Raw genomic sequence first — 18,928 nt, 5'->3', positions numbered from 1 at the left:
GTTCTAAATTGCAGGCAAAACGATCCCGCACGCTGCGAAAGGGCAACGTCGGGAGCGTCTCGGGGGTGCAGGGAATATAACGCTGAGGGGGCGGAGGGTCGATTAGCACAAATGTGCTAGTGCAACATCGGGCGAATCGAATGGGTCGCCCGACGCCGAGGCTTTACATCAATGCATTGCTAGATTTTTGCCAGTGCCCTGGCCAGGTCGGCCCGCAGGTCTTCGACGTCCTCAACCCCGACCGACAGCCGCACCAGCCCATCGCCGATCCCCAGTTTCGCGCGGGTTTCGGGCGGAATGGTCGCGTGGGTCATGATCGCCGGATGTTCGATCAGACTTTCCACGCCGCCGAGACTTTCCGCCAAAGCGAAGATCTGCACGTTCTCGAGAAAGCGCCGCGCGCCGGCGAGATCGCTGTTGAGGTCCACGGAAATCATCCCGCCGAAACCGCGCATCTGCCGTTTCGCCAGTTCATGTTGCGGGTGAGACTCCAAGCCCGGGTAATGGACGCGTTTGACCTGCGGCTGTTGCTCAAGCCACTGCGCCAGATCCAGCGCATTGCTGCAGTGGCGCTCCATGCGCAGCGCCAGGGTTTTCACCCCACGCAAGGTCAGGAAGGCATCGAACGGCCCGGAGATCGCCCCGACGGCGTTCTGCAGAAAGCCAAGTTTCTCCGCCAGTTCGGCGTTCTGCCCGACCACTGCGATACCGCCGATCACATCGGAGTGGCCGTTGAGATACTTGGTGGTCGAGTGCAGCACGATGTCGAAGCTCAACTCCAGCGGGCGCTGAATGTACGGGCTGGCGAACGTATTGTCGGCCACGCAGATGATCCCGCGGGCGCGGCAGATACGGGCGATGGCGGCCAGGTCCGACAGGCTCAGCAGCGGGTTGGTCGGTGTCTCGACCATGACCATGCGCGTGTCGTCCTGCAACGACGCCTCGAATGCCGACAGATCAGTCAGATCGACAAAACTGAAACGGTGCCCGGCGCTGCGCTGGCGGACCTTGTCGAACAGGCGGAACGTGCCGCCGTACAAGTCATTGCCGGAGACGATGTGCGAACCGGCATCGAGCAATTCCAGCACGGTGGAAATCGCCGCCAGCCCCGAGGCGAACGCGAACGCGCGGGTGCCCCCTTCGAGGTCCGCCACACAGCGCTCGAGGGCAAAGCGCGTCGGATTGTGCGAGCGCCCGTAATCGAAACCCTTGTGCACGCCGGGGCTATCTTGCAGGTAGGTGGAGTTGGCGTAGATCGGCGGCATCAGCGCGCCGGTGGTCGGGTCCGGTTGTTGCCCGGCGTGGATCACCCGGGTCGCGAAGCCTTGGGATTTATCGTCGTGCTGACTCATGCAAGGGATCTCCGTAATTGGTTGAGCATGTCGGTGCGAGTGATCAGGCCGTGGAAGCCTGTGGCATCGGCGATGATCGCGACGAGACCGCGACTGAGCACCGCTTCCAGCTCGGCCAGGGTTGCGCCGGGGGCGAGGGTTTGCAGCTTGTCGGTCATCACGCTGGACACCGACTGGCTGAAGCGCGCGGCATCTTCGTGCACCGCCATGAGGATGTCCGATTCATCGATCACCCCCACCAGTTGTTTGCCTTCGACCAGCACCGGCAGTTGCGAAACATCGGCCAGGCGCATGCGCTGGAACGCGGTCAGCAGGGTGTCGTCGGGACCGACACTGATCACCCGACCGTCTTCGAAGCGCCGAGCGATCAGGTCGCGCAAGTCGCCGTAGCCTTTGCGTTGCAGCAGGCCTTGATCGGTCATCCACTGATCGTTGTAGACCTTCGACAGGTAACGCGTGCCGGTGTCACAGACGAAACTGACCACGCGCTTCGGCTCGGTCTGCTCGCGGCAATAGCGCAGCGCAGCGGCGAGGAGCGTGCCGGTTGACGAGCCGCCGAGAATGCCTTCGGCCTTGAGCAACTGGCGCGCGTGATCGAAGCTTTCGGCATCGCTGATCGAGTAGGCGTGGCGTACGCTGGAGAGGTCGGTGATCGACGGGATGAAGTCTTCGCCGATGCCTTCAACCGCCCATGAACCGGGTGTCGGCAGGCTGCCGTCGCGGCTGTATTGCGCCATCACCGAACCGACCGGATCGGCCAGCACCATCTCCAGATCCGGTTGCACACGCTTGAAGAAACGGCTCAGGCCGGTCAGCGTACCGGCCGAACCGACGCCCACCACAATTGCATCCAGATCATGTTCGGTCTGCGCCCAGATTTCCGGTGCGGTGCTGCATTCGTGGGCCAGCGGGTTGGCCGGGTTGTTGAACTGGTCGGCGAAAAATGCGCCGGGAATGTCTTTCGCCAGACGTGCGGCGACGTCCTGGTAATACTCGGGATGGCCCTTGCCGACGTCGGAGCGGGTGATATGCACCTCGGCGCCCATGGCCTTCAAGTGCAGGACTTTCTCGGTGGACATTTTGTCCGGCACTACCAGCACCACGCGGTAGCCCTTAGCGCGGCCGACCAGCGCCAGACCGAGACCGGTGTTTCCGGCTGTCGCCTCAACGATGGTGCCGCCGGCTTGCAGGCGGCCGTCGCGTTCAGCGGCATCGATCATCGCCAGACCGATGCGGTCCTTGATCGAGCCGCCGGGGTTTTGCGATTCGAGTTTGAGAAACAGCGTGCACGGGCCGGTATCGAAACGGGTGACCTGAACCAGCGGAGTATTGCCTATCAGCCCAAGCACGGCAGGGCGTGATTCCTTTGACATTTCTTCACCTCTTGATGGTGTTGATCGCGTTCCGGTCGCGAAGAAAGACTCGCGTGCAACATAGGCTCAGCGCCCATCCGTCGCAACCTTTAGTCCTGTTTTGGTGCAGCCAGTTTGATCTAACGATAGAACGAAATCCGCGTCGTGCCGCACGGGCCCTGATCGTCCCCACGCTCTGCGTGGGAATGCAGCCGGGACGCTCCGCGTCCCGGAACCTGAAGATCGCAGCCTGCGACAGCTCCAGCGCCACACGTCAGTCATGAACAAAACTTGTGATCATTAGGAATAGATTGAGTTTGTTTCATTAAGCACGGGTCCCGACAATAGCTGCTATCGAATAAGCACTGGAGTTGTTTGTCATGGCACTGGCCCATTCCCTTGGATTTCCGCGCATCGGCCGCGATCGCGAACTGAAGAAAGCGCAAGAGGCGTTCTGGAAAGGCGAGCTGAACGAAGCGGGCCTGCGTGACGTCGGTCGCGAGCTGCGCAAGGTACATTGGGAGTTACAGAAAAACGCCGGAATCGAATTGCTCCCGGTCGGCGATTTCGCCTGGTACGACCAGGTGCTGACGCACTCGCTGATGTTCGGCGTGATCCCGGAACGCTTTCGCGCGCACGACGGCAAGGCCACCCTGCAAACCCTGTTCGCCATGGCCCGTGGTGTCAGCGACAATTGCTGCGGCGGCGCCCATGCCCAGGAAATGACCAAGTGGTTCGACACCAACTATCACTACCTCGTCCCGGAATTCAGCGCTGAGCAACAGTTTCAACTGGGCTGGGAGCAGTTGTTCGAAGAAGTCCAAGAGGCACGCGAACTGGGGCACAACGTCAAACCGGTGATCATCGGCCCGCTGACGTACCTGTGGCTGGGCAAGGCCAAGGGCACCGGGTTCGACAAACTCGATTTGCTTGATCGCCTGCTGCCGCTGTACGGCCAGATCTTCGCCCGACTTGCGGCGCTCGGCGTGGAGTGGGTGCAGATCGATGAACCCATTCTGGTGCTCGACCTGCCGCAGGAATGGAAGAATGCCTTCGAGCGTGCCTACAACCAGATTCAGCGCGATCCGCTGAAGAAACTGCTCGCGACCTATTTTGGTGGTCTGGAAGAAAACCTCGGTCTGGCGGCGAACCTGCCGGTCGACGGTCTGCACATTGATCTGGTCCGCGCGCCAGAACAGTATCCGACCATTCTTGATCGTTTGCCGGCTTATAAAGTGTTGTCGCTGGGCATGGTCAATGGCCGCAACGTCTGGCGTTGCGACCTGGAAAATGCCCTCGCGACCTTGCAGCATGCCCATGAACGATTGGGTGAACGTCTGTGGGTCGCGCCGTCCTGCTCGCTGCTGCACACGCCGGTCGACCTGAGCCGTGAAGACCAGCTCGATGCCGAACTGAAAAGCTGGCTGGCGTTCGCTGTGCAGAAGTGCGAAGAGGTGGCGCTGCTGGCGCAAGCGGTGGAGCAGCCGCAAGCGCCGAAAGTGTTGCGCGCGTTGGCGCAAAGCCGCTCGGTGCAGACCAGCCGCGCCGCCTCGCCACGGATTCACAAACCGGCAGTACAGGCGCGTGTGGCGGCGATTACGACCAACGACAGCCAGCGCCAGTCACCGTTCGCCGAGCGCATCGCCAGGCAGCGTGCCGGTCTGAATCTGCCGTTGTTCCCGACTACGACGATTGGCTCGTTTCCGCAAACCGCAGCAATCCGCCTCGCTCGTCAATCGTTCAGACAAGGCAAACTCAGCGCCGCCGAATACACCGAAGCGATGCACAGCGAGATCCGCCACGCCGTACACATCCAGGAATGCCTGGGCCTCGACGTGCTGGTACACGGTGAAGCCGAGCGCAACGACATGGTCGAATACTTCGCCGAACAGCTCGACGGTTATGTGTTCACCCGCTTCGGCTGGGTGCAGAGCTACGGCTCACGCTGCGTCAAACCGGCAGTGATTTATGGCGACCTCAGCCGACCGCAAGCCATGACCGTCGAATGGATTCGCTACGCGCAAAGCCTGACCGATAAGGCCATGAAAGGCATGCTGACCGGTCCCGTGACGATGCTGATGTGGTCGTTCCCGCGTGAAGATGTCAGCCGGGAAACCCAGGCGCGGCAACTGGCGCTGGCGATCCGCGACGAGGTGGTCGATCTGGAAGCCGCCGGCATCCGCATCGTGCAGATCGACGAAGCGGCGTTTCGCGAAGGCCTGCCGCTGCGCCGCGCGCATTGGCAGGCGTATCTGCACTGGGCAACCGAAGCGTTCCGCTTGTGCGCCTCCGGCGTGCGTGACGAAACCCAGATCCACACGCACATGTGCTACAGCGAATTCAACGACGTGATCGAGGCCATCGCCGCGATGGACGCCGACGTCATCACCATCGAAACCTCGCGTTCCGACATGGAACTGCTCAATGCCTTTGAGGCTTTCGCCTACCCGAACGACATCGGCCCGGGCGTCTATGACATCCACTCGCCGCGGATACCGGAAGCGGCAGAAATGGCCCATCTGATCCGCAAAGCCGCCCAGCGGATACTCGCCGAACGGCTGTGGGTCAACCCCGACTGCGGCCTGAAAACCCGCGGCTGGGCCGAGACCGAAGCGGCGCTGGTGCACATGGTTACTGCCGCGCGGCAGCTGCGCAAAGAGCTGGCCGGATCGGCTTGCACACATTCCCCGGTGGGAGCGAGCCCGCTCGCGAAGGCTGTGGGTCAGACGATGAGTCTTTGATCAAATACGTATCGATCAAAAGCAACGTCAAAAGCCCCTCACCCTAGCCCTCCCGAAACGTCGGACCGCCCGTAGGGAGAGGGGACTGACCGAGGTGGATGCGAAAGCTACGCCGACCTGAAATACCGAGTCGAACGCAAATTCCAGACCCAACCAAAATCGGCTCCCTCTCCAGGGGGAGAGGGCTGGGGTGAGGGGTAAAGCCAACACAAATCTCAAGCCGAACAACCGCTTCTCACCACTCATTACAATGAGCGAAGCTCGAGTGCTTTTGCCTAACCAGCGACATCGGAAGGCTGAGTGGAGGGATTGATCCGGGCGTGGGAGCGCAGCGACCGTACGACGCAGTCGTACACAGCGGAAGGAGGTGCAGCGAAGCAAACCGTAGCCGCTGCGCCCGGATCGGTCCCGGAGCGAAGGGACCCGAGCCTGCGAGGGCCGAACGCAGGAGCAAGCCTTTTTGGGTACTTTTTCGGCGTCTGGAAAAAGTGCCTCGCCGTAAGGGCGAAACCGCCAGAAGCATCACCCGCAGCAACGGATATGCACCCAATCAAAAAAACGGGCCTGCCCCCAAAGCTACGAGTGAAACCGCAAAATCTGCTCACCATCAAACGGATCAACCAGATACCGCGCCCGAACCCCAAACGTCTCCAGCAAACGCTGCGGCGTCAGCACCTCCAGCGGCTTGCCCAACGCCACCAGCTCCCCACGCTCCAGCACCGCCAGACGATCACACTTGAGCGCCTGATTCAGATCATGCAGAGCAATCAAGGTAGTCACCGGCAACGCTTTCACAACACTCAAAATCGTCAGCTGATGCTGAATATCGAGATGATTGGCCGGCTCGTCGAGCAACAGAATCTGCGGCCGCTGTGCCAAGGCACGAGCGATATGCACCCGTTGCCGCTCACCCCCGACAGACTGCGCCAGATGCGCTGGCGCAAGTGCACCGCATCGACGTCTACCAGCGCTTGCTCAACAATGCCAGCGTCCGCCGCCGACCACGGTTGCAGCGCCGACAACCAAGGCGTACGCCCCAGCGCCACCGCATCGAACACACGAATGCCGTCATCGGTGTCGGCCTGTTGCTCGACCACCGCGAGTGTCTGCGCAACGCTGCGGCGCGCCATTTTTCCCAGCCGCTGACCGTCGAGCAGTACCTCGCCAGCGCTCGGTTCGCGCAAGCCGGCCAACAGCTTCAACAGGGTCGATTTGCCCGCGCCATTCGGCCCGACGATGCCCAACGTCTCGCCGCGTTGCACCTCAAGGCTGACAGCCTTCAGCAACTCGGCGCCACGCACCTTGAAGCTCAGTTGCGAACAACTCAAGACCGCCGTCATCGCGCCGATCTCCGGCCCACCAGAATCAGCGCGAACACCGGCGCGCCGACCAGCGCGGTGATGACCCCGACCGGAATCACCTGGCCCTTGATCAGGGTGCGTGACAGCACGTCGGCAGCGATCAAAAACACCGCGCCGCCCAAAGCACTCGCCGGCAGCAATCGAGCATGACCGGTGCCGAGCAACAACCGCGCTGCATGGGGAATCACCAGGCCGACAAAACCGATCGAACCGACAATCGAGACCATCACGGCCGTGACCAGCGCTGCGCAACCGATCAGCAGAATCTGCACGCGACGCACCGGTATGCCGAGCGACGCCGCCGAATCCGCGCCAAAGGTAAACGCATCCAGCGCCCGCCGATGCCACAGACACACGACCAGCCCGAGCACGGCCACCGGCACCGCCAGCCACACCGACGGCCAGCGCACCCCGCCGAGGTTGCCAAGCAGCCAGAACATGATCCCGCGGGCCTGTTCGGAACTCGCCGAGCGGGTAATCAAAAACGCTGTCAGCGCATTGAACAATTGCGAACCGGCAATCCCGGCCAGAATGATCTGCCCGGTACCGCTGGCCGAACCGCTGACCCGCGCCAGCAGAATGACCAGCACGAACGCCGTCACCGCACCGGCAAACGCGCCAGCCGACAGCGACACCAGCCCGGCACCCACGCCAAGCAAGGCGACCATCACCGCGCCAGTCGAAGCGCCGGCGGAGATGCCCAGCAGATACGGATCGGCCAGCGGATTGCGCAACAGCGACTGCAAGATCACCCCACACGTTGCCAGCCCGGCACCGCAGGCAGCGGCGACCAGCGCGCGGGTCAGGCGGTAATTCCAGACGATGCCTTCGTCGATCGGGTCGAGCACATAGCCGGCGCCCCAAAGCTTGTTGGCCAGCACCTGCAGCACCACGCTCGGCTCGATCGAAGTCTCACCTATCGCCACGCCGCCCATCAGCGCAAGCGCAAGCGTCAGCAGAACCAGCAGCGAACGGATCAGGCGTCTGCTCATGGCACCAGGTCGTAGGCATTGATGGCGGCGGCCAATTGTGCGAGGCCGTCGAAGGTACGCAGGCTGGCCTGCATGGCCATGGCGTCGAGGATGATGATGCGGTTGTGTTTCACCGCGTCCATGTTGCGCGTTACCGGGTCGCTGCGCAGGAACGCGAGTTTCTTCTGATAGTCATCAGCCGGGAAACGCCGACGATCCATGCGCGCAATGATCAGGAACGTCGGGTTGGCCTTGGCGATGGTTTCCCAGCCCACGGTCGGCCATTCTTCATCTGACTCAACCACATTGCGTACGCCCAGGGTACTCAGCATGAAATCCGGAACGCCTTTGTGCCCGGCCACAAACGGCTCGATGTCCATTTCGGCGCTGGAAAACCAGACCACTGCGCTGACGTCTTTGCGCTGCTGGGTTTTCGCCGTGGCGATCGATTGCGCGAGGCTGGCTTTGAGCTGTTCGTTGAGCTGTTCACCGCGTGCCTGCACATCGAAAATCGCCGCCAGTTGGCTCACGCCTTTGTAGATGCTGTCGATGCGAAACGGCGCCAGCCGCGTTCCGTCCGAGCCGACGAGGTTGTCCTTGGCTTCGCAATCGGAGGGCAGCAGGTAGGTCGGAATCTTCAACTCATGAAACTGCTCGCGAGTGCCGACCGCGCCTTGCGGGCCGACCATCCATTCCAGTTCTACCGCGACCAGTTCAGGGCGCTTGCCGATCACTGCTTCGAAGCTGGGTTCGTTATCGGCGAGGCGCTCGATCGTGTTGTTCTGCGCCTTGTATTGGGTCTGCACGTCGTTGAACCACAGCGAGGTGCCAATGACTTGGTCGCCCAGACCCAGGGCATAGAGCATTTCCGTGCCGGCCTGGCCGATCGTGACTGTGCGGGCGGGGGCGTGCTGGAAGGTCAGGCTGCTGCCGCAATTCTCGATCGTCAGCGGATAAACCGTGGGCGCCGCTTGCGCCAAGGCACAGAGGCTCAGACCGGTGAGCAGGGTGGCAATGCGGGTCAGCAGCATGAAAGCAGTCTCCAATGGAACCGTACGGGGAGGGCGGGTACGGTTTGGAAACACACCATCAAGCGCTGTCGGCAAACAGCGCAAGGCCGGTCATCACGCGAAAAACGCGCACGGCACGATGTCCTTCCCGGACACCCCGCCGGTTAGTAGTCATTGTGCCGGCAGGTCTCCTGACTGATGCGTCATCGCCTGGCTCCGGCCTTCCCGGGGTTACCCAGTGGCAGTCGTGGAGCAGGCTCGGCACCTACAGTTGCGGGGGCAGTTCCGATCGATGCTGAGCAAGCACCTCGGATTCCCTATTAATCCCGTGTGGAAACCGGCGGCGGCATGGTAGACGATTTGGCTGGTTGAGGGGGAGATGAATCTGTTGGCGAGCCGAGATTGAAGCCGATCATGGATGCAAATCAAAAGCCCCTCACCTAGCCCTCTCCCGGAGGGAGAGGGGACTGATCGCGGTGTTTGGGCGACATATGGCCACACCGAGTACCGAGCTGAACACAAATTCAGAAGCTAACGAAGATCGGCTCCCTCTCCCTCGGGAGAGGGCTGGGGTGAGGGGCGGGGCCACCACAGGTTCAAAGCCGACCGCATGCTTCTAACCACCCGCCTGCAGACCCTGAAAAAAACAAACGTCACAACCCGGATTTGCAATCCGCGAACCCCCGCAGCTAATATACGATCCATATACACTTCGTATCGGATAACACCCATGGGCATCGTAAAAATCTCCGAAGACATGCACGAAAACCTGCGCATCTCCAGCAACGCACTCAGCCGCTCGATCAACGCGCAGGCCGAGCACTGGATGCGCATCGGCATGCTCGCCGAACTGCATCCCAACCTCGACCACAGCGCCATCTGCCGCCTGCTGATCCGCGCCGAACAGAACGGCGGGCTCGACCTGCACCAACTGACACAGGAAGTCGCCCTCGCATGAGAAACCAGATCAAACTCAACACCCCGGCCGAGATCGAAAAATCCCGCGCTGCCGGCAAACTTGCTGCCGACGTGCTGGCGATGCTAGTGCCTCACGTCAAGGCTGGCGTGACCACCGATGAACTGGATCGGCTGTGCAACGACTACATCGTCAATGTGCAAAAAGCCGTGCCGGCCAACGTCGGTTATCACGGTTTCCCGAAGACCGTCTGCGCCTCGGTCAACGATGTGGTGTGCCACGGGATTCCATCGGGTACGCCGTTGAAGGACGGCGACATCGTCAATCTCGACATCGCCGTGATCAAGGATGGCTGGTTCGGTGATACCAGCCGTATGTACGTAGTGGGTGAGGCGACCCCCGAAGCTCAGCACCTGATCAAGACCACCTATGAGGCGATGTGCGCGGGCATTCGCGCGGTGAAACCGGGCGCAACACTGGGCGATATTGGCCACGCCATTCAGAGCCTGGCCGAAAAGGAGGGCTTCAGCGTGGTCCGCGAATATTGCGGCCACGGCATCGGCAAGGTCTATCACGATGAACCGCAGATTCTGCATTACGGCTTTCCCAATCAAGGGCTGAAGTTGAAGGCAGGGATGATTTTTACCGTCGAACCGATGCTCAACGCCGGCAAGCGCCATGTGAAGAACATGCCCGATGGCTGGACGGTGCTGACCAAGGACGGCTCCTTGTCAGCGCAGTGGGAACATATGGTCGCGGTGACGGAGACGGGATTTGAAGTGCTGACAGCGTGGCCGGATGAGGTTGAGGGCTTTACGCCCATCGTCTGAAAAGCGGTCTACCGCAACCCGACGCAGGGTGATCCGAGGGTGAAATGCGGTCCAATTGTAGGAGTGAGCCTGCTCGCGATAGCGGTCTATCAGTCAACATCGTTGGCGTCTGATACGTCGCTATCGCGAGCAGGCTCACTCCTACAGGGGGCTTGGAGTGTCAGGAAAAACTCAATGAGCACCGGCAGCCTTGTTCAAATCGCTCTCGGTCCATTCGGTATAAACGCAAGCATCCGTCGTGGCCCAGCGCACATGCACCGGGTCGCCGGCCTTGAGTGGCATGCCGGCGGCTGACAAGGCTTTCACCGTCATCGAGGTTCCGCCTGCGGTGACCACGCTGCAGGTCTGGCTTTCGCCGAGAAACAGCACTTCCACCACGGTCGCTGACACTTCGTTCCAGCCCGACGGCAGCGGTTCGCTGCTCGCCTGCTGCACGCTCAAGGCCAAGGCCTTTTCCGGCCTCACCATCAGCAACACATCCTGATCAGTCTGCAACCCGGCCGTCAGCCGGATCGACAACGGCTGGCCCTCGAAACTCGCCGCCGCATTGCCCTGGGCCTTGAGCTTGAGAAAGTTCGAGTTGCCAAGGAACGACGCGACAAAGGCATTCGGCGGATTTTGATAAAGGTCATAACCGCTGCCCAGGCCGACAATCTTGCCGTGGCTGAAGATCGCAATGCGCTGGGACAAACGCATGGCTTCTTCCTGATCGTGAGTCACGTAGACGATGGTGATGCCCAGGCGCCGGTGCAGTTGGCGCAGTTCGTCCTGAAGGTCTTCGCGCAGCTTCTTGTCCAGCGCACCGAGCGGTTCGTCCATCAGCAGAATGCGTGGTTCGTAAACCAGCGCGCGGGCGATGGCCACACGTTGTTGCTGGCCGCCGGACAGTTGCGAAGGGCGGCGATGGGCGAACTGTTCCAGTTGCACCAGTTTCAACATGGCGTCGACACGCTTGTCGCGCTCCGCCGCCGCCAGTTTGCGAATCGCCAAGGGGAAGGCGATGTTCTCGCGCACCGACAGATGCGGGAACAGCGAATAGCGCTGGAAGACCATGCCGATGTCGCGCTTGTGCGGCGGCACGTTGACCAGCGATTGGCCGTTGACGAGGATCTCGCCGCTGCTCGGTGTTTCGAACCCGGCGAGCATCGACAGCGTCGTACTTTTGCCCGAGCCGCTGGAGCCGAGGAAGGTCAGGAACTCACCGTCCTTGATGTCCAGCGAGATATTGTCCACGGCAGCAAAATCGCCGTAATGCTTGTTCAGGTTGCGCAGGCTGACCAGGGGTTTGTCGTGCTGCTGGGAGGCGTCTTTGATCACGGCACTCATGTCGTACTCCTCGGCGCTCAGGCGCTGATTTCGTTGCGCCGGCGCAGAGCGGCGGCGATCACCATGACCAGGACCGACAGGCCGATCAGCAGCGTCGAAGCGACGGCGATCACCGGGGTCAGGTCCTGGCGCAAAGTGGTCCACATTTTCACGGGAAGGGTTTGCAGAGTCGGGCTTGCCATCATCACGCTGAGCACCACTTCGTCCCACGAAACGAGGAAGGCGAAGAGGGCGCCGGCGACCATGCCCGGACGAATCGCCGGGAACGTCACCTTGAACACCGCTTGCAGGCGCGAGGCGCCGCAGATCACCGCCGCGTCTTCGATCGACTGATCGAACAGCTTCAGTGAGTTGATGATCGAGATGATGGTGAACGGCAGCGCGACGATCACATGGCTGACGACGAAGGCGAACATCGTCCCGGTGTAGCCGAGCTTGAGAAACAGCGCGTACACCGCCACGGCGATGATCACCAGCGGCACGATCATCGGCAGGGTGAACAGGCCGTAAAGCATCTCGCGACCGGGAAAGCGCCCACGTACCAGCGCAAACGCGGTTGGCAAGCCGAGGGCCACGGCGCAAATCGTCGTCAGCACGGCGACTTTAAGACTGGCCGCAGCGGCGCTCATCCAGTCCGGATTGGAGAAGAACTGGCCGTACCACTTCAGCGTCCAGCCCGGTGGCGGGAACACCAGCCACTGCGACGAGCCGAACGACAGCAGCACAATGAACACGATCGGCAACAGCAGGAACAGACCGATCAGCCCGGTAGTGGCGTACAAGCCGAAACGCATGCGCCGGCTCATCGCGTTGGGTGTCAGGAGCATTTCCGCTTACCTCGCATTGCTGGCGCCAACCGGGGATTCCGGCTGAAGCTTCAGGTAGAAGTAGAACAGCACCAGCGTGATCGCGATCAGCAACGCGGCGCCGGCACTGGCCAGGCCCCAGTTGAGGAACGATTGCACCTGCTGAATGATGAACTCCGGCAGCATCATGTTCTGCGCGCCGCCGAGCAGCGCCGGGGTGACGTAGTAACCGAGCGACATCACGAACACCATCAAGCCACCGGAGGCCAGACCCGGCCGGCACAGCGGCAGGAACACCCGGAAGAAATTGGTCCACGGGCTCGCGCCGCAGATCGAGCCGGCCTGCAGGATCATCGGATCGATGGCCTGCATGGTCGCCTGCAACGGCAGGACGATGAACGGGATCATGATGTAGCTCATGCCGATCACCACGCCGGTGAGGTTGTGCACCATCTCCAGTGGCTGATCGATGATGCCCATAGCCATCAGCGCCTTGTTGATCACGCCCGAGGCTTGCAGCAACACCAACCACGAATAGGTGCGAGCGAGCAGGCTGGTCCACATCGACAGCAGCACGATATTGAGAATCCAGCGGCCCCAGCCGCGCGGCACCAGGGTGATCGCCCACGCCAGCGGAAAGCCCAGCAGCAGGCTGAACAAAGTCACCAGTCCGGCCACCGAGAAGGTGTTGAGCAGCACCCGTGCATACGCTGAGTTGGCGAACAGTTGTTCATAGTTGCCAAGGCCTGGCGTTGGTTCGAGCACGCCGCGCAACAGCAGGCCAATCAACGGCGCCAGAAAGAACAGGCCGAGGAACAACAGCGCCGGGGCGAGGTTGCCGGCGCCGCGCCAGCGTTGCTTGAGGGACGAACCGGCAGCGCCGGCGGCGCTCCCGGTGGCAGTGGACGGAACGGGCGCAGTGGCCGCGATTTTCATTTGACCAGCCATTCGTTCCACCGTGTCGCGATGGCCGGACCGTTCTTGGCCCAGTACGCGAAATCAAGAGTGATCTGATCCTTGGCGTAGGCAGTCGGCAGGTTGGGGGCCAGCGTCGAATCCAGACGCTCCACACTGTCGAGGTTGACCGGCGCATAGGCGGTCAGGTTGGAGAAGTCGGCCTGGCCTTTGGCGCTGCTCGCGTTGGCGAGGAATTTCATCGCCGCGTCCTTGTTTTTCGCACCTTTTGGAATGACCAGAATGTCGGCCATGACCAGGTTCTGTTTCCAGCTCACGCCGACCGGGGCGCCGTCTTCCTGCAGAGCGTGGACGCGCCCGTTCCAGAACTGGCCCATGCTCGCTTCACCGGAGGCCAGCAGTTGCTGCGACTGCGCGCCGCCGCCCCACCAGACGATGTCTTTCTTGATGGTGTCGAGTTTCTTGAAGGCACGATCCAGGTCGAGCGGGTAGAGCTTGTCGGCGGCGACGCCATCGGCCAGCAGGGCCAGTTCGAGCACGCCGGGGCTTGGCCATTTGTACAGGGCGCGTTTGCCGGGGTAAGTCTTGGTGTCGAACAGCGCGCTCCAGTCCTGCGGTTTGTTCGCGCCGAGCTTGCCTTCGTTGTAGCCGAGAACAAAGGAGAAGAAGAACGAGCCGACGCCGTGATCGTTGACAAAACGCGGGTCGATCTTGTCGCGCTGGATCACTTTGAAATCGAGGGGTTCGAGCAGGCCTTCAGCCGCGGCACGCAAGGCGAAATCGGCTTCGACGTCGACCACGTCCCATTGCACGTTGCCGCTTTCGACCATGGCCTTGAGTTTGCCGTAGTCGGTCGGGCCGTCCTGGACGACGGTGATGCCGCTGGCCTTGCTGAACGGATCGGCCCAGGCCTGTTTCTGCGCATCCTGGGTGCTACCGCCCCAGCTGACGAAGTTGACGCTTTCGGCAGCCATTGCAGCCTGGCCGGTGACGCTGAGCAGTCCCGCAAACAGAATTGCGGTTGCAGCTTTGTTCAACACCATTTTTACGCCCTCATTGTTGTGTTTATTGAGCGGGCTTGCGTTGTTGCCCGCCTGACGGGAGCAGTAGCTGGACGTTCGTTGGAGTGTCCGGTCTATGGAATATCATATTATGGTATTCCAAGCTTTGTGCAAGCACTTTGCCTTACCGGTTATCTGGCGAAACCGTTTTTTGTGACTCAGGGAAATCATTGCTTGAAATACAAAACCCCTGTGGGAGCGAGCCTGCTCGCGAAAGCGCCGGTTCATGCAACATTGATGTCGACTGACAGGGCGCCTTCGCGAGCAGGCTCGCTCCCACAGGGAAATGTGGTTGCTGTGGGCTATTCGGTGAACGGAATACTCTCGACCACCTCAAGGTCATACCCGGTCAACCCCGCATACTTCAGCGGCGGCCCCAGATGCCGCAGCTTGCCCACCCCAAGGTTCTGCAGAATCTGCGCCCCGGTGCCGACCTCCGAATAAATTCGCGACTGCGAGCGGCTGAACTGTCGCGGTGGCTGGGTCAGTTGCGGCACCCGCTCGAGCAAGGCCTGTGACGACTCATGGTTGGCCAGCACCACGACCACCCCGTGACCTTCGGCCGCCACCCGTTGCAGCGCCGCCCACAGCGTCCAGTTCTTCGGCCCGCTGTACTCGGCGCCGACCAGATCGCGCAGCGGATCGATCACATGTACGCGCACCAGGGTCGGTTCGTCGCGGCGCAGATCGCCCATGACCATCGCCATGTGCACGCCGCCCTCGATGCGGTCTTCAAAGGTGATCAAGCGGAAGGTGCCGTGTACCGTCGGCAATTCACGTTCACCGATCCGTTCGATGGTGTGCTCGGTGCTCAGGCGATAGTGGATCAGGTCGGCGATGGTGCCGATCTTGATCCCGTGCTTGCGTGCAAACAGTTCCAGATCCGGACGTCGGGCCATGGTGCCGTCGTCGTTCATCACTTCGACGATCACCGAGGCTGGAGTGAAACCGGCCAGCCGCGCCAGGTCGCAACCGGCTTCGGTGTGGCCGGCGCGGGTCAGCACGCCACCTTCCTTGGCGCGCAGCGGAAAGATGTGGCCGGGCTGCACCAGATCTTCGGCGCGAGCATTCGGTGCGACGGCGGCGGCAACGGTGCAGGCGCGATCGGCGGCCGAAATTCCGGTGGTCACGCCGATGGCGGCCTCAATGGAGACAGTAAACGCGGTGCTGAACACGCTGCCATTGCTCGGGACCATTTGCTCCAGGCCCAAACGCTGGCAATGTTCATCGGTCAGGGTCAGGCAGATCAGCCCGCGCGCTTCGCGGGCCATGAAGCTGATCGCCTCGGGCGTGCAGCGGTCGGCGGCCAGCAACAGGTCGCCTTCGTTTTCGCGGTCTTCGTCATCGACCAGCAAAACCATTTTGCCGAGGCGATAATCGTCGATGATTTCTTCGATGCTGTTGAAGGCCATGCTGGACTCTCAGGGTTCGTTGGAAATATATTGGTATACCATAATACAAAATCAACAAAGAGGTCACTATGAAGGCGTACTGGATTGCTCATGTGGATATAGCCGATGCCGAACACTACAGCCAATACACCCAGCGCACGCCGCAGGCGATTGCCGCGTTCGGCGGCGTATTTCTCGCCAGAGGCGGACGCAGCGAGGCGATGGAAGGGCGCGAAACGCCGCAACGCACGGTGATCATCGAGTTCGAAAGCTATGAGCAAGCCGTGGCGTGCTACCGCTCGGCGGCGTATCAGGAAGCGAAAAGTTATCGCGAGGACTGGGCGAGGGCGGAGATCATTATCGTTGAGGCCTTTGCCCCGATCTAAGCCGCATTGATCGTTCCCACGCGCAGCAAAGGAATGCAGCCCGGGACGCTCTGCGTCCCATCCAGAGGCGAACGCGGAGCGTCCGTAGAGGCATTCCCACGCGGAGCGTGGGAACGATCAGAACTCAGCGCATGAAGTGGATTTTGCCGCTGTCGTCATTGCCCATGTAAATCCCGTAAACCCCCGCCTGACGCTCTTCGATATAGCGCTCGAGAATCTGCCGGATCGCCGGGTAGTAGATCTGCTCCCAGGGGATGTCTTCAGGGGCGAAGAACTTGTAGTCCAGCGTCTCTGGCCCGTACTGCCCGGTAATCTCCAGGGCGATGGCGCGGAAGATGATGTACACCTCGCTGATCTTCGGCACGCTGAAAATCGAATACGGCGAGACGATCTCGGCGCGCACGCCGCTTTCTTCCCAGACTTCGCGCAACGCCGCCTGCTCAGTGGTCTCAAAGCTTTCCATGAAACCGGCCGGCAGCGTCCAGGTGCCCGGGCGCGGCGGGATCGCCCGTTGGCACAAGAGGTATTTGCCGTCCTGCTCGATGATGCAGCCGGCGATGATCTTCGGATTGACGTAATGGATGTAGCCGCAGCCGCGGCACATCAGGCGCTCGTGCGTATCGCCCACCGGTATCTGCTGACCGAGGTCAGGGCCACCGCATTTCGGGCAATAGCTCGGGCTGAACATATCAGTGACCTATACGCGGTTCTTTCAGCGCGATCGGCAGGGTGATCGCTGGCGTCGCGCCAGTTTCTTCCTGCTTGCGCTTGAGGTAGTCAAGGGCCACGGCCGCCGCCGCGCGGACGTGATCGACACAGGCCTGATGCGCCGCCAGCGGATCGCCGCTCTTGATCGCAGCGACCATTTTTTCCATTTCGTGATTACTCGCGCCGCGACGGTTTTCCTGCGACACCGAGGTCGCGCGCAAATAGCTGATACGCGCCTGCAACTGACGCAGTTGGGTGGCGGCGACATGGTTGCCCGAACCTTCGAGCAGCACGTCGTAGAAGCCCTGCACCGAGTCGATCACCTGTTGCAGCTCGCCGTCCTTCAACGCCTTGCGGTTGTCGTCGAGGGCTTTTTCCAGGGCTTTGATGTCCTTTGCCTTGGCACGCAGGGTAAACAGCTGAACGATCAGGCCTTCGAGCACGCAGCGCAGTTCGTAGATATCGACGGCATCGGCGAGGGTGATGATCGCCACGCGCGGGCCTTTGGCGTCGGCGAATTCGACCAGACCTTCGGATTCAAGATGACGCAGCGCTTCGCGCACCGAGGTACGGCTGACACCGAGGCGATCACACAGGTCGCGCTCGACCAGACGATCGCCTGGCATGAGCTGGAAATTCATGATCGCGCTACGCAGTTTGTCCAGCACGATTTCGCGCAGGGTAACGGGGTTGCGATTGACCTTGAAGCTGTCGTCGAGTGGCTGGCGTTTCATGGGGTCCGCTCTTGAGCTTGGCTGTCCATGCCAGACGGGCATCAAAACAGCCGAGGGGTTAACTGGAGGCCTCGGCGTCGGCTTCGGCAAAGGCTTCACGGGCCAGCCGGAAACTGTCCACGGCTGCCGGAACGCCGCAATAAATGCCGACCTGAAGCAGAATTTCGCGTATTTGCTCACGACTCAGGCCGTTACGCAAGGCGCCACGCACATGCAGCTTGAGTTCGTGCGGACGGTTGAGCGCCGAGATCATCGCCAGGTTGATCATGCTGCGCTCCTTGAGCGACAACCCCTCACGCCCCCAGACATGGCCCCAGCAGTACTCGGTGACCATTTCCTGCAGCGGACGGGTGAAGTCATCGGCGTTGTCGATCGAGCGCTGCACATAGGCTTCGCCCAATACCTGGGTGCGGATCTGCAGGCCTTTTTGGTACTTTTCGTTACTCATATTCTTTGCCTCACCTCGATCCCTGTGGGAGCTGGCTTGCCAGCGATGACGGCATCACAGTCGAGATCAATATTGACTGATCTGACGCCATCGCTGGCAAGCCAGCTCCCACAGGGTTTTGCGCTGTTAGCTCAAGTCAGGGTCGGCAACGCACCCAGCTTGCCCTTGTGGTAAATCATCGGCGTCACCGGTTGCTCGGGCAGGATCAGGTGCTTCACTGCGCCAACAATGATCGCGTGATCGCCGCCGTCGTATTCCCGCCACAACTCGCACTCGATGATCGCCGTGGCCTTGGCGAGGATCGGGTTGCCCAGATCGCTCAGGTGCCACTCGATGTCTTTGGCCTTGTCCTTGCCCTTGCCGGCGAACGCATAGGCTTCGGCGGTCTGTTCGGCAGAGAGCAAGTGAATGGCGAACTTCTTGCTGTCGCGCAGCACCGGATAGGTATCGGAAGCGTAGTTGGGGCAGAACAGCACCAGCGCCGGGTCGATCGACAGCGCGCTGAAGGCGCTGGCGGTGATGCCGACGATGCCGCCGTCCGGGTCCAGCGTCGTTACCACCGTGACGCCGGACGGGAACGAGCTCATGACGTCTTTGTAAATGCCGGGTTCGATCATTTC

The 18,928-nt window shown here is 61.3% G+C and carries 15 protein-coding genes, 3 pseudogenes and 1 riboswitch; of the genes and pseudogenes, 4 read left to right on the top strand and 14 right to left on the bottom strand.

Going from position 1 to position 18,928, the window contains the following annotated elements; translation table 11 throughout:
* Positions 1-179: 179 nt before the first annotated feature.
* Together M0746_RS13580 and M0746_RS13575 are read right to left on the bottom strand one after the other, a co-directional pair.
* On the bottom strand, positions 180-1,352 hold the full coding sequence (locus tag M0746_RS13580; RefSeq protein WP_258449541.1) for a cystathionine gamma-synthase: 1,173 nt from the start codon (positions 1,350-1,352) through the stop codon (positions 180-182).
* On the bottom strand, positions 1,349-2,725 hold the full coding sequence (locus M0746_RS13575) for a pyridoxal-phosphate dependent enzyme (protein ID WP_258449540.1): 1,377 nt from the start codon (positions 2,723-2,725) through the stop codon (positions 1,349-1,351). Before M0746_RS13575 ends, M0746_RS13580 begins: the two co-directional genes overlap by 4 nt.
* 359 nt (positions 2,726-3,084) lie before the next feature.
* On the opposite strand from M0746_RS13575, the pseudogene metE reads away from it, so the two are divergent.
* Positions 3,085-5,370 (top strand): annotated as a pseudogene (gene metE / locus M0746_RS13570) (5-methyltetrahydropteroyltriglutamate--homocysteine S-methyltransferase); the annotation flags it as partial.
* 651 nt (positions 5,371-6,021) lie between these two features.
* Here metE and M0746_RS13565 read toward each other — a convergent pair.
* From M0746_RS13565 to M0746_RS13555, 3 genes and pseudogenes are all read right to left on the bottom strand, one after another.
* Positions 6,022-6,785: pseudogene (locus tag M0746_RS13565) on the bottom strand (ABC transporter ATP-binding protein).
* Complete coding sequence (locus tag M0746_RS13560; RefSeq protein ID WP_446731272.1) at positions 6,782-7,798, bottom strand: FecCD family ABC transporter permease; 1,017 nt, start codon at positions 7,796-7,798, stop codon at positions 6,782-6,784. Before M0746_RS13560 ends, M0746_RS13565 begins: the two are co-directional and overlap by 4 nt.
* Positions 7,795-8,808: an ABC transporter substrate-binding protein gene (locus M0746_RS13555; protein ID WP_258449539.1), complete on the bottom strand. Its 1,014-nt coding sequence runs from the start codon at positions 8,806-8,808 to the stop codon at positions 7,795-7,797. The genes M0746_RS13560 and M0746_RS13555 overlap by 4 nt, the downstream gene beginning before the upstream one ends.
* Before the next feature lie 143 nt (positions 8,809-8,951).
* Positions 8,952-9,144, bottom strand: a riboswitch (cobalamin riboswitch).
* A gap of 247 nt (positions 9,145-9,391) precedes the next feature.
* Between M0746_RS13555 and M0746_RS13550 the strand changes: the two are divergent.
* Both M0746_RS13550 and map read left to right on the top strand, forming a co-directional pair.
* Positions 9,392-9,745, top strand: a pseudogene (locus M0746_RS13550) (ParD-like family protein); the annotation flags it as partial.
* Positions 9,742-10,533 (top strand): type I methionyl aminopeptidase, encoded by a 792-nt coding sequence (gene map / locus M0746_RS13545; protein ID WP_258449538.1) that lies wholly within the window; start codon positions 9,742-9,744, stop codon positions 10,531-10,533. The pseudogene M0746_RS13550 and the gene map, both read left to right, overlap by 4 nt.
* A 171-nt stretch (positions 10,534-10,704) precedes the next feature.
* Here map and M0746_RS13540 read toward each other — a convergent pair whose 3' ends face one another.
* The 5 genes from M0746_RS13540 to ribBA form a co-directional block, all read right to left on the bottom strand.
* The gene (locus tag M0746_RS13540; protein WP_258449537.1) at positions 10,705-11,859 is read right to left on the bottom strand and encodes an ABC transporter ATP-binding protein; all 1,155 of its coding nucleotides are present in this window, start codon (positions 11,857-11,859) and stop codon (positions 10,705-10,707) included.
* Between the two features lie 17 nt (positions 11,860-11,876).
* Complete coding sequence (locus M0746_RS13535) at positions 11,877-12,686, bottom strand: ABC transporter permease (RefSeq protein WP_008088090.1); 810 nt, start codon at positions 12,684-12,686, stop codon at positions 11,877-11,879.
* Positions 12,687-12,692: 6 nt separating this feature from the next.
* Positions 12,693-13,601 (bottom strand): ABC transporter permease, encoded by a 909-nt coding sequence (locus tag M0746_RS13530; RefSeq protein WP_258449536.1) that lies wholly within the window; start codon positions 13,599-13,601, stop codon positions 12,693-12,695.
* On the bottom strand, positions 13,598-14,623 hold the full coding sequence (locus tag M0746_RS13525; RefSeq protein ID WP_258449535.1) for an ABC transporter substrate-binding protein: 1,026 nt from the start codon (positions 14,621-14,623) through the stop codon (positions 13,598-13,600). Before M0746_RS13525 ends, M0746_RS13530 begins: the two co-directional genes overlap by 4 nt.
* Before the next feature lie 320 nt (positions 14,624-14,943).
* Positions 14,944-16,053, bottom strand: a complete 1,110-nt coding sequence (gene ribBA / locus M0746_RS13520; RefSeq protein ID WP_258449534.1) for a bifunctional 3,4-dihydroxy-2-butanone-4-phosphate synthase/GTP cyclohydrolase II — start codon at positions 16,051-16,053, stop codon at positions 14,944-14,946.
* Positions 16,054-16,121: 68 nt separating this feature from the next.
* Between ribBA and M0746_RS13515 the strand changes: the two genes are divergently transcribed.
* A complete protein-coding gene (locus M0746_RS13515) occupies positions 16,122-16,418 on the top strand; it encodes a DUF1330 domain-containing protein (protein ID WP_208937743.1) in 297 nt (98 codons plus the stop codon).
* A gap of 124 nt (positions 16,419-16,542) precedes the next feature.
* Here the strand turns inward: M0746_RS13515 and M0746_RS13510 are convergent, their stop codons facing one another.
* From M0746_RS13510 to M0746_RS13495, 4 genes are all read right to left on the bottom strand, one after another.
* The gene (locus M0746_RS13510; RefSeq protein ID WP_258449533.1) at positions 16,543-17,106 is read right to left on the bottom strand and encodes an NUDIX hydrolase; all 564 of its coding nucleotides are present in this window, start codon (positions 17,104-17,106) and stop codon (positions 16,543-16,545) included.
* Position 17,107: 1 nt separating this feature from the next.
* Complete coding sequence (locus M0746_RS13505) at positions 17,108-17,860, bottom strand: GntR family transcriptional regulator (protein WP_090282928.1); 753 nt, start codon at positions 17,858-17,860, stop codon at positions 17,108-17,110.
* A 58-nt stretch (positions 17,861-17,918) separates the two neighbouring features.
* Entirely contained in the window at positions 17,919-18,308 is a 390-nt protein-coding gene (locus tag M0746_RS13500) for a carboxymuconolactone decarboxylase family protein (RefSeq protein WP_090282929.1), read from the bottom strand.
* Positions 18,309-18,439: 131 nt separating this feature from the next.
* Complete coding sequence (locus tag M0746_RS13495) at positions 18,440-18,925, bottom strand: flavin reductase family protein (RefSeq protein ID WP_258449532.1); 486 nt, start codon at positions 18,923-18,925, stop codon at positions 18,440-18,442.
* Between the last annotated feature and the right edge of the window lie 3 nt (positions 18,926-18,928).

The organism is Pseudomonas sp. S11P7 (genome assembly GCF_023195435.1).
Classification (GTDB): Bacteria; Pseudomonadota; Gammaproteobacteria; order Pseudomonadales; family Pseudomonadaceae; genus Aquipseudomonas; species Aquipseudomonas fluorescens_G.
This window is presented reverse-complemented; position numbering and strand designations above follow the sequence as displayed.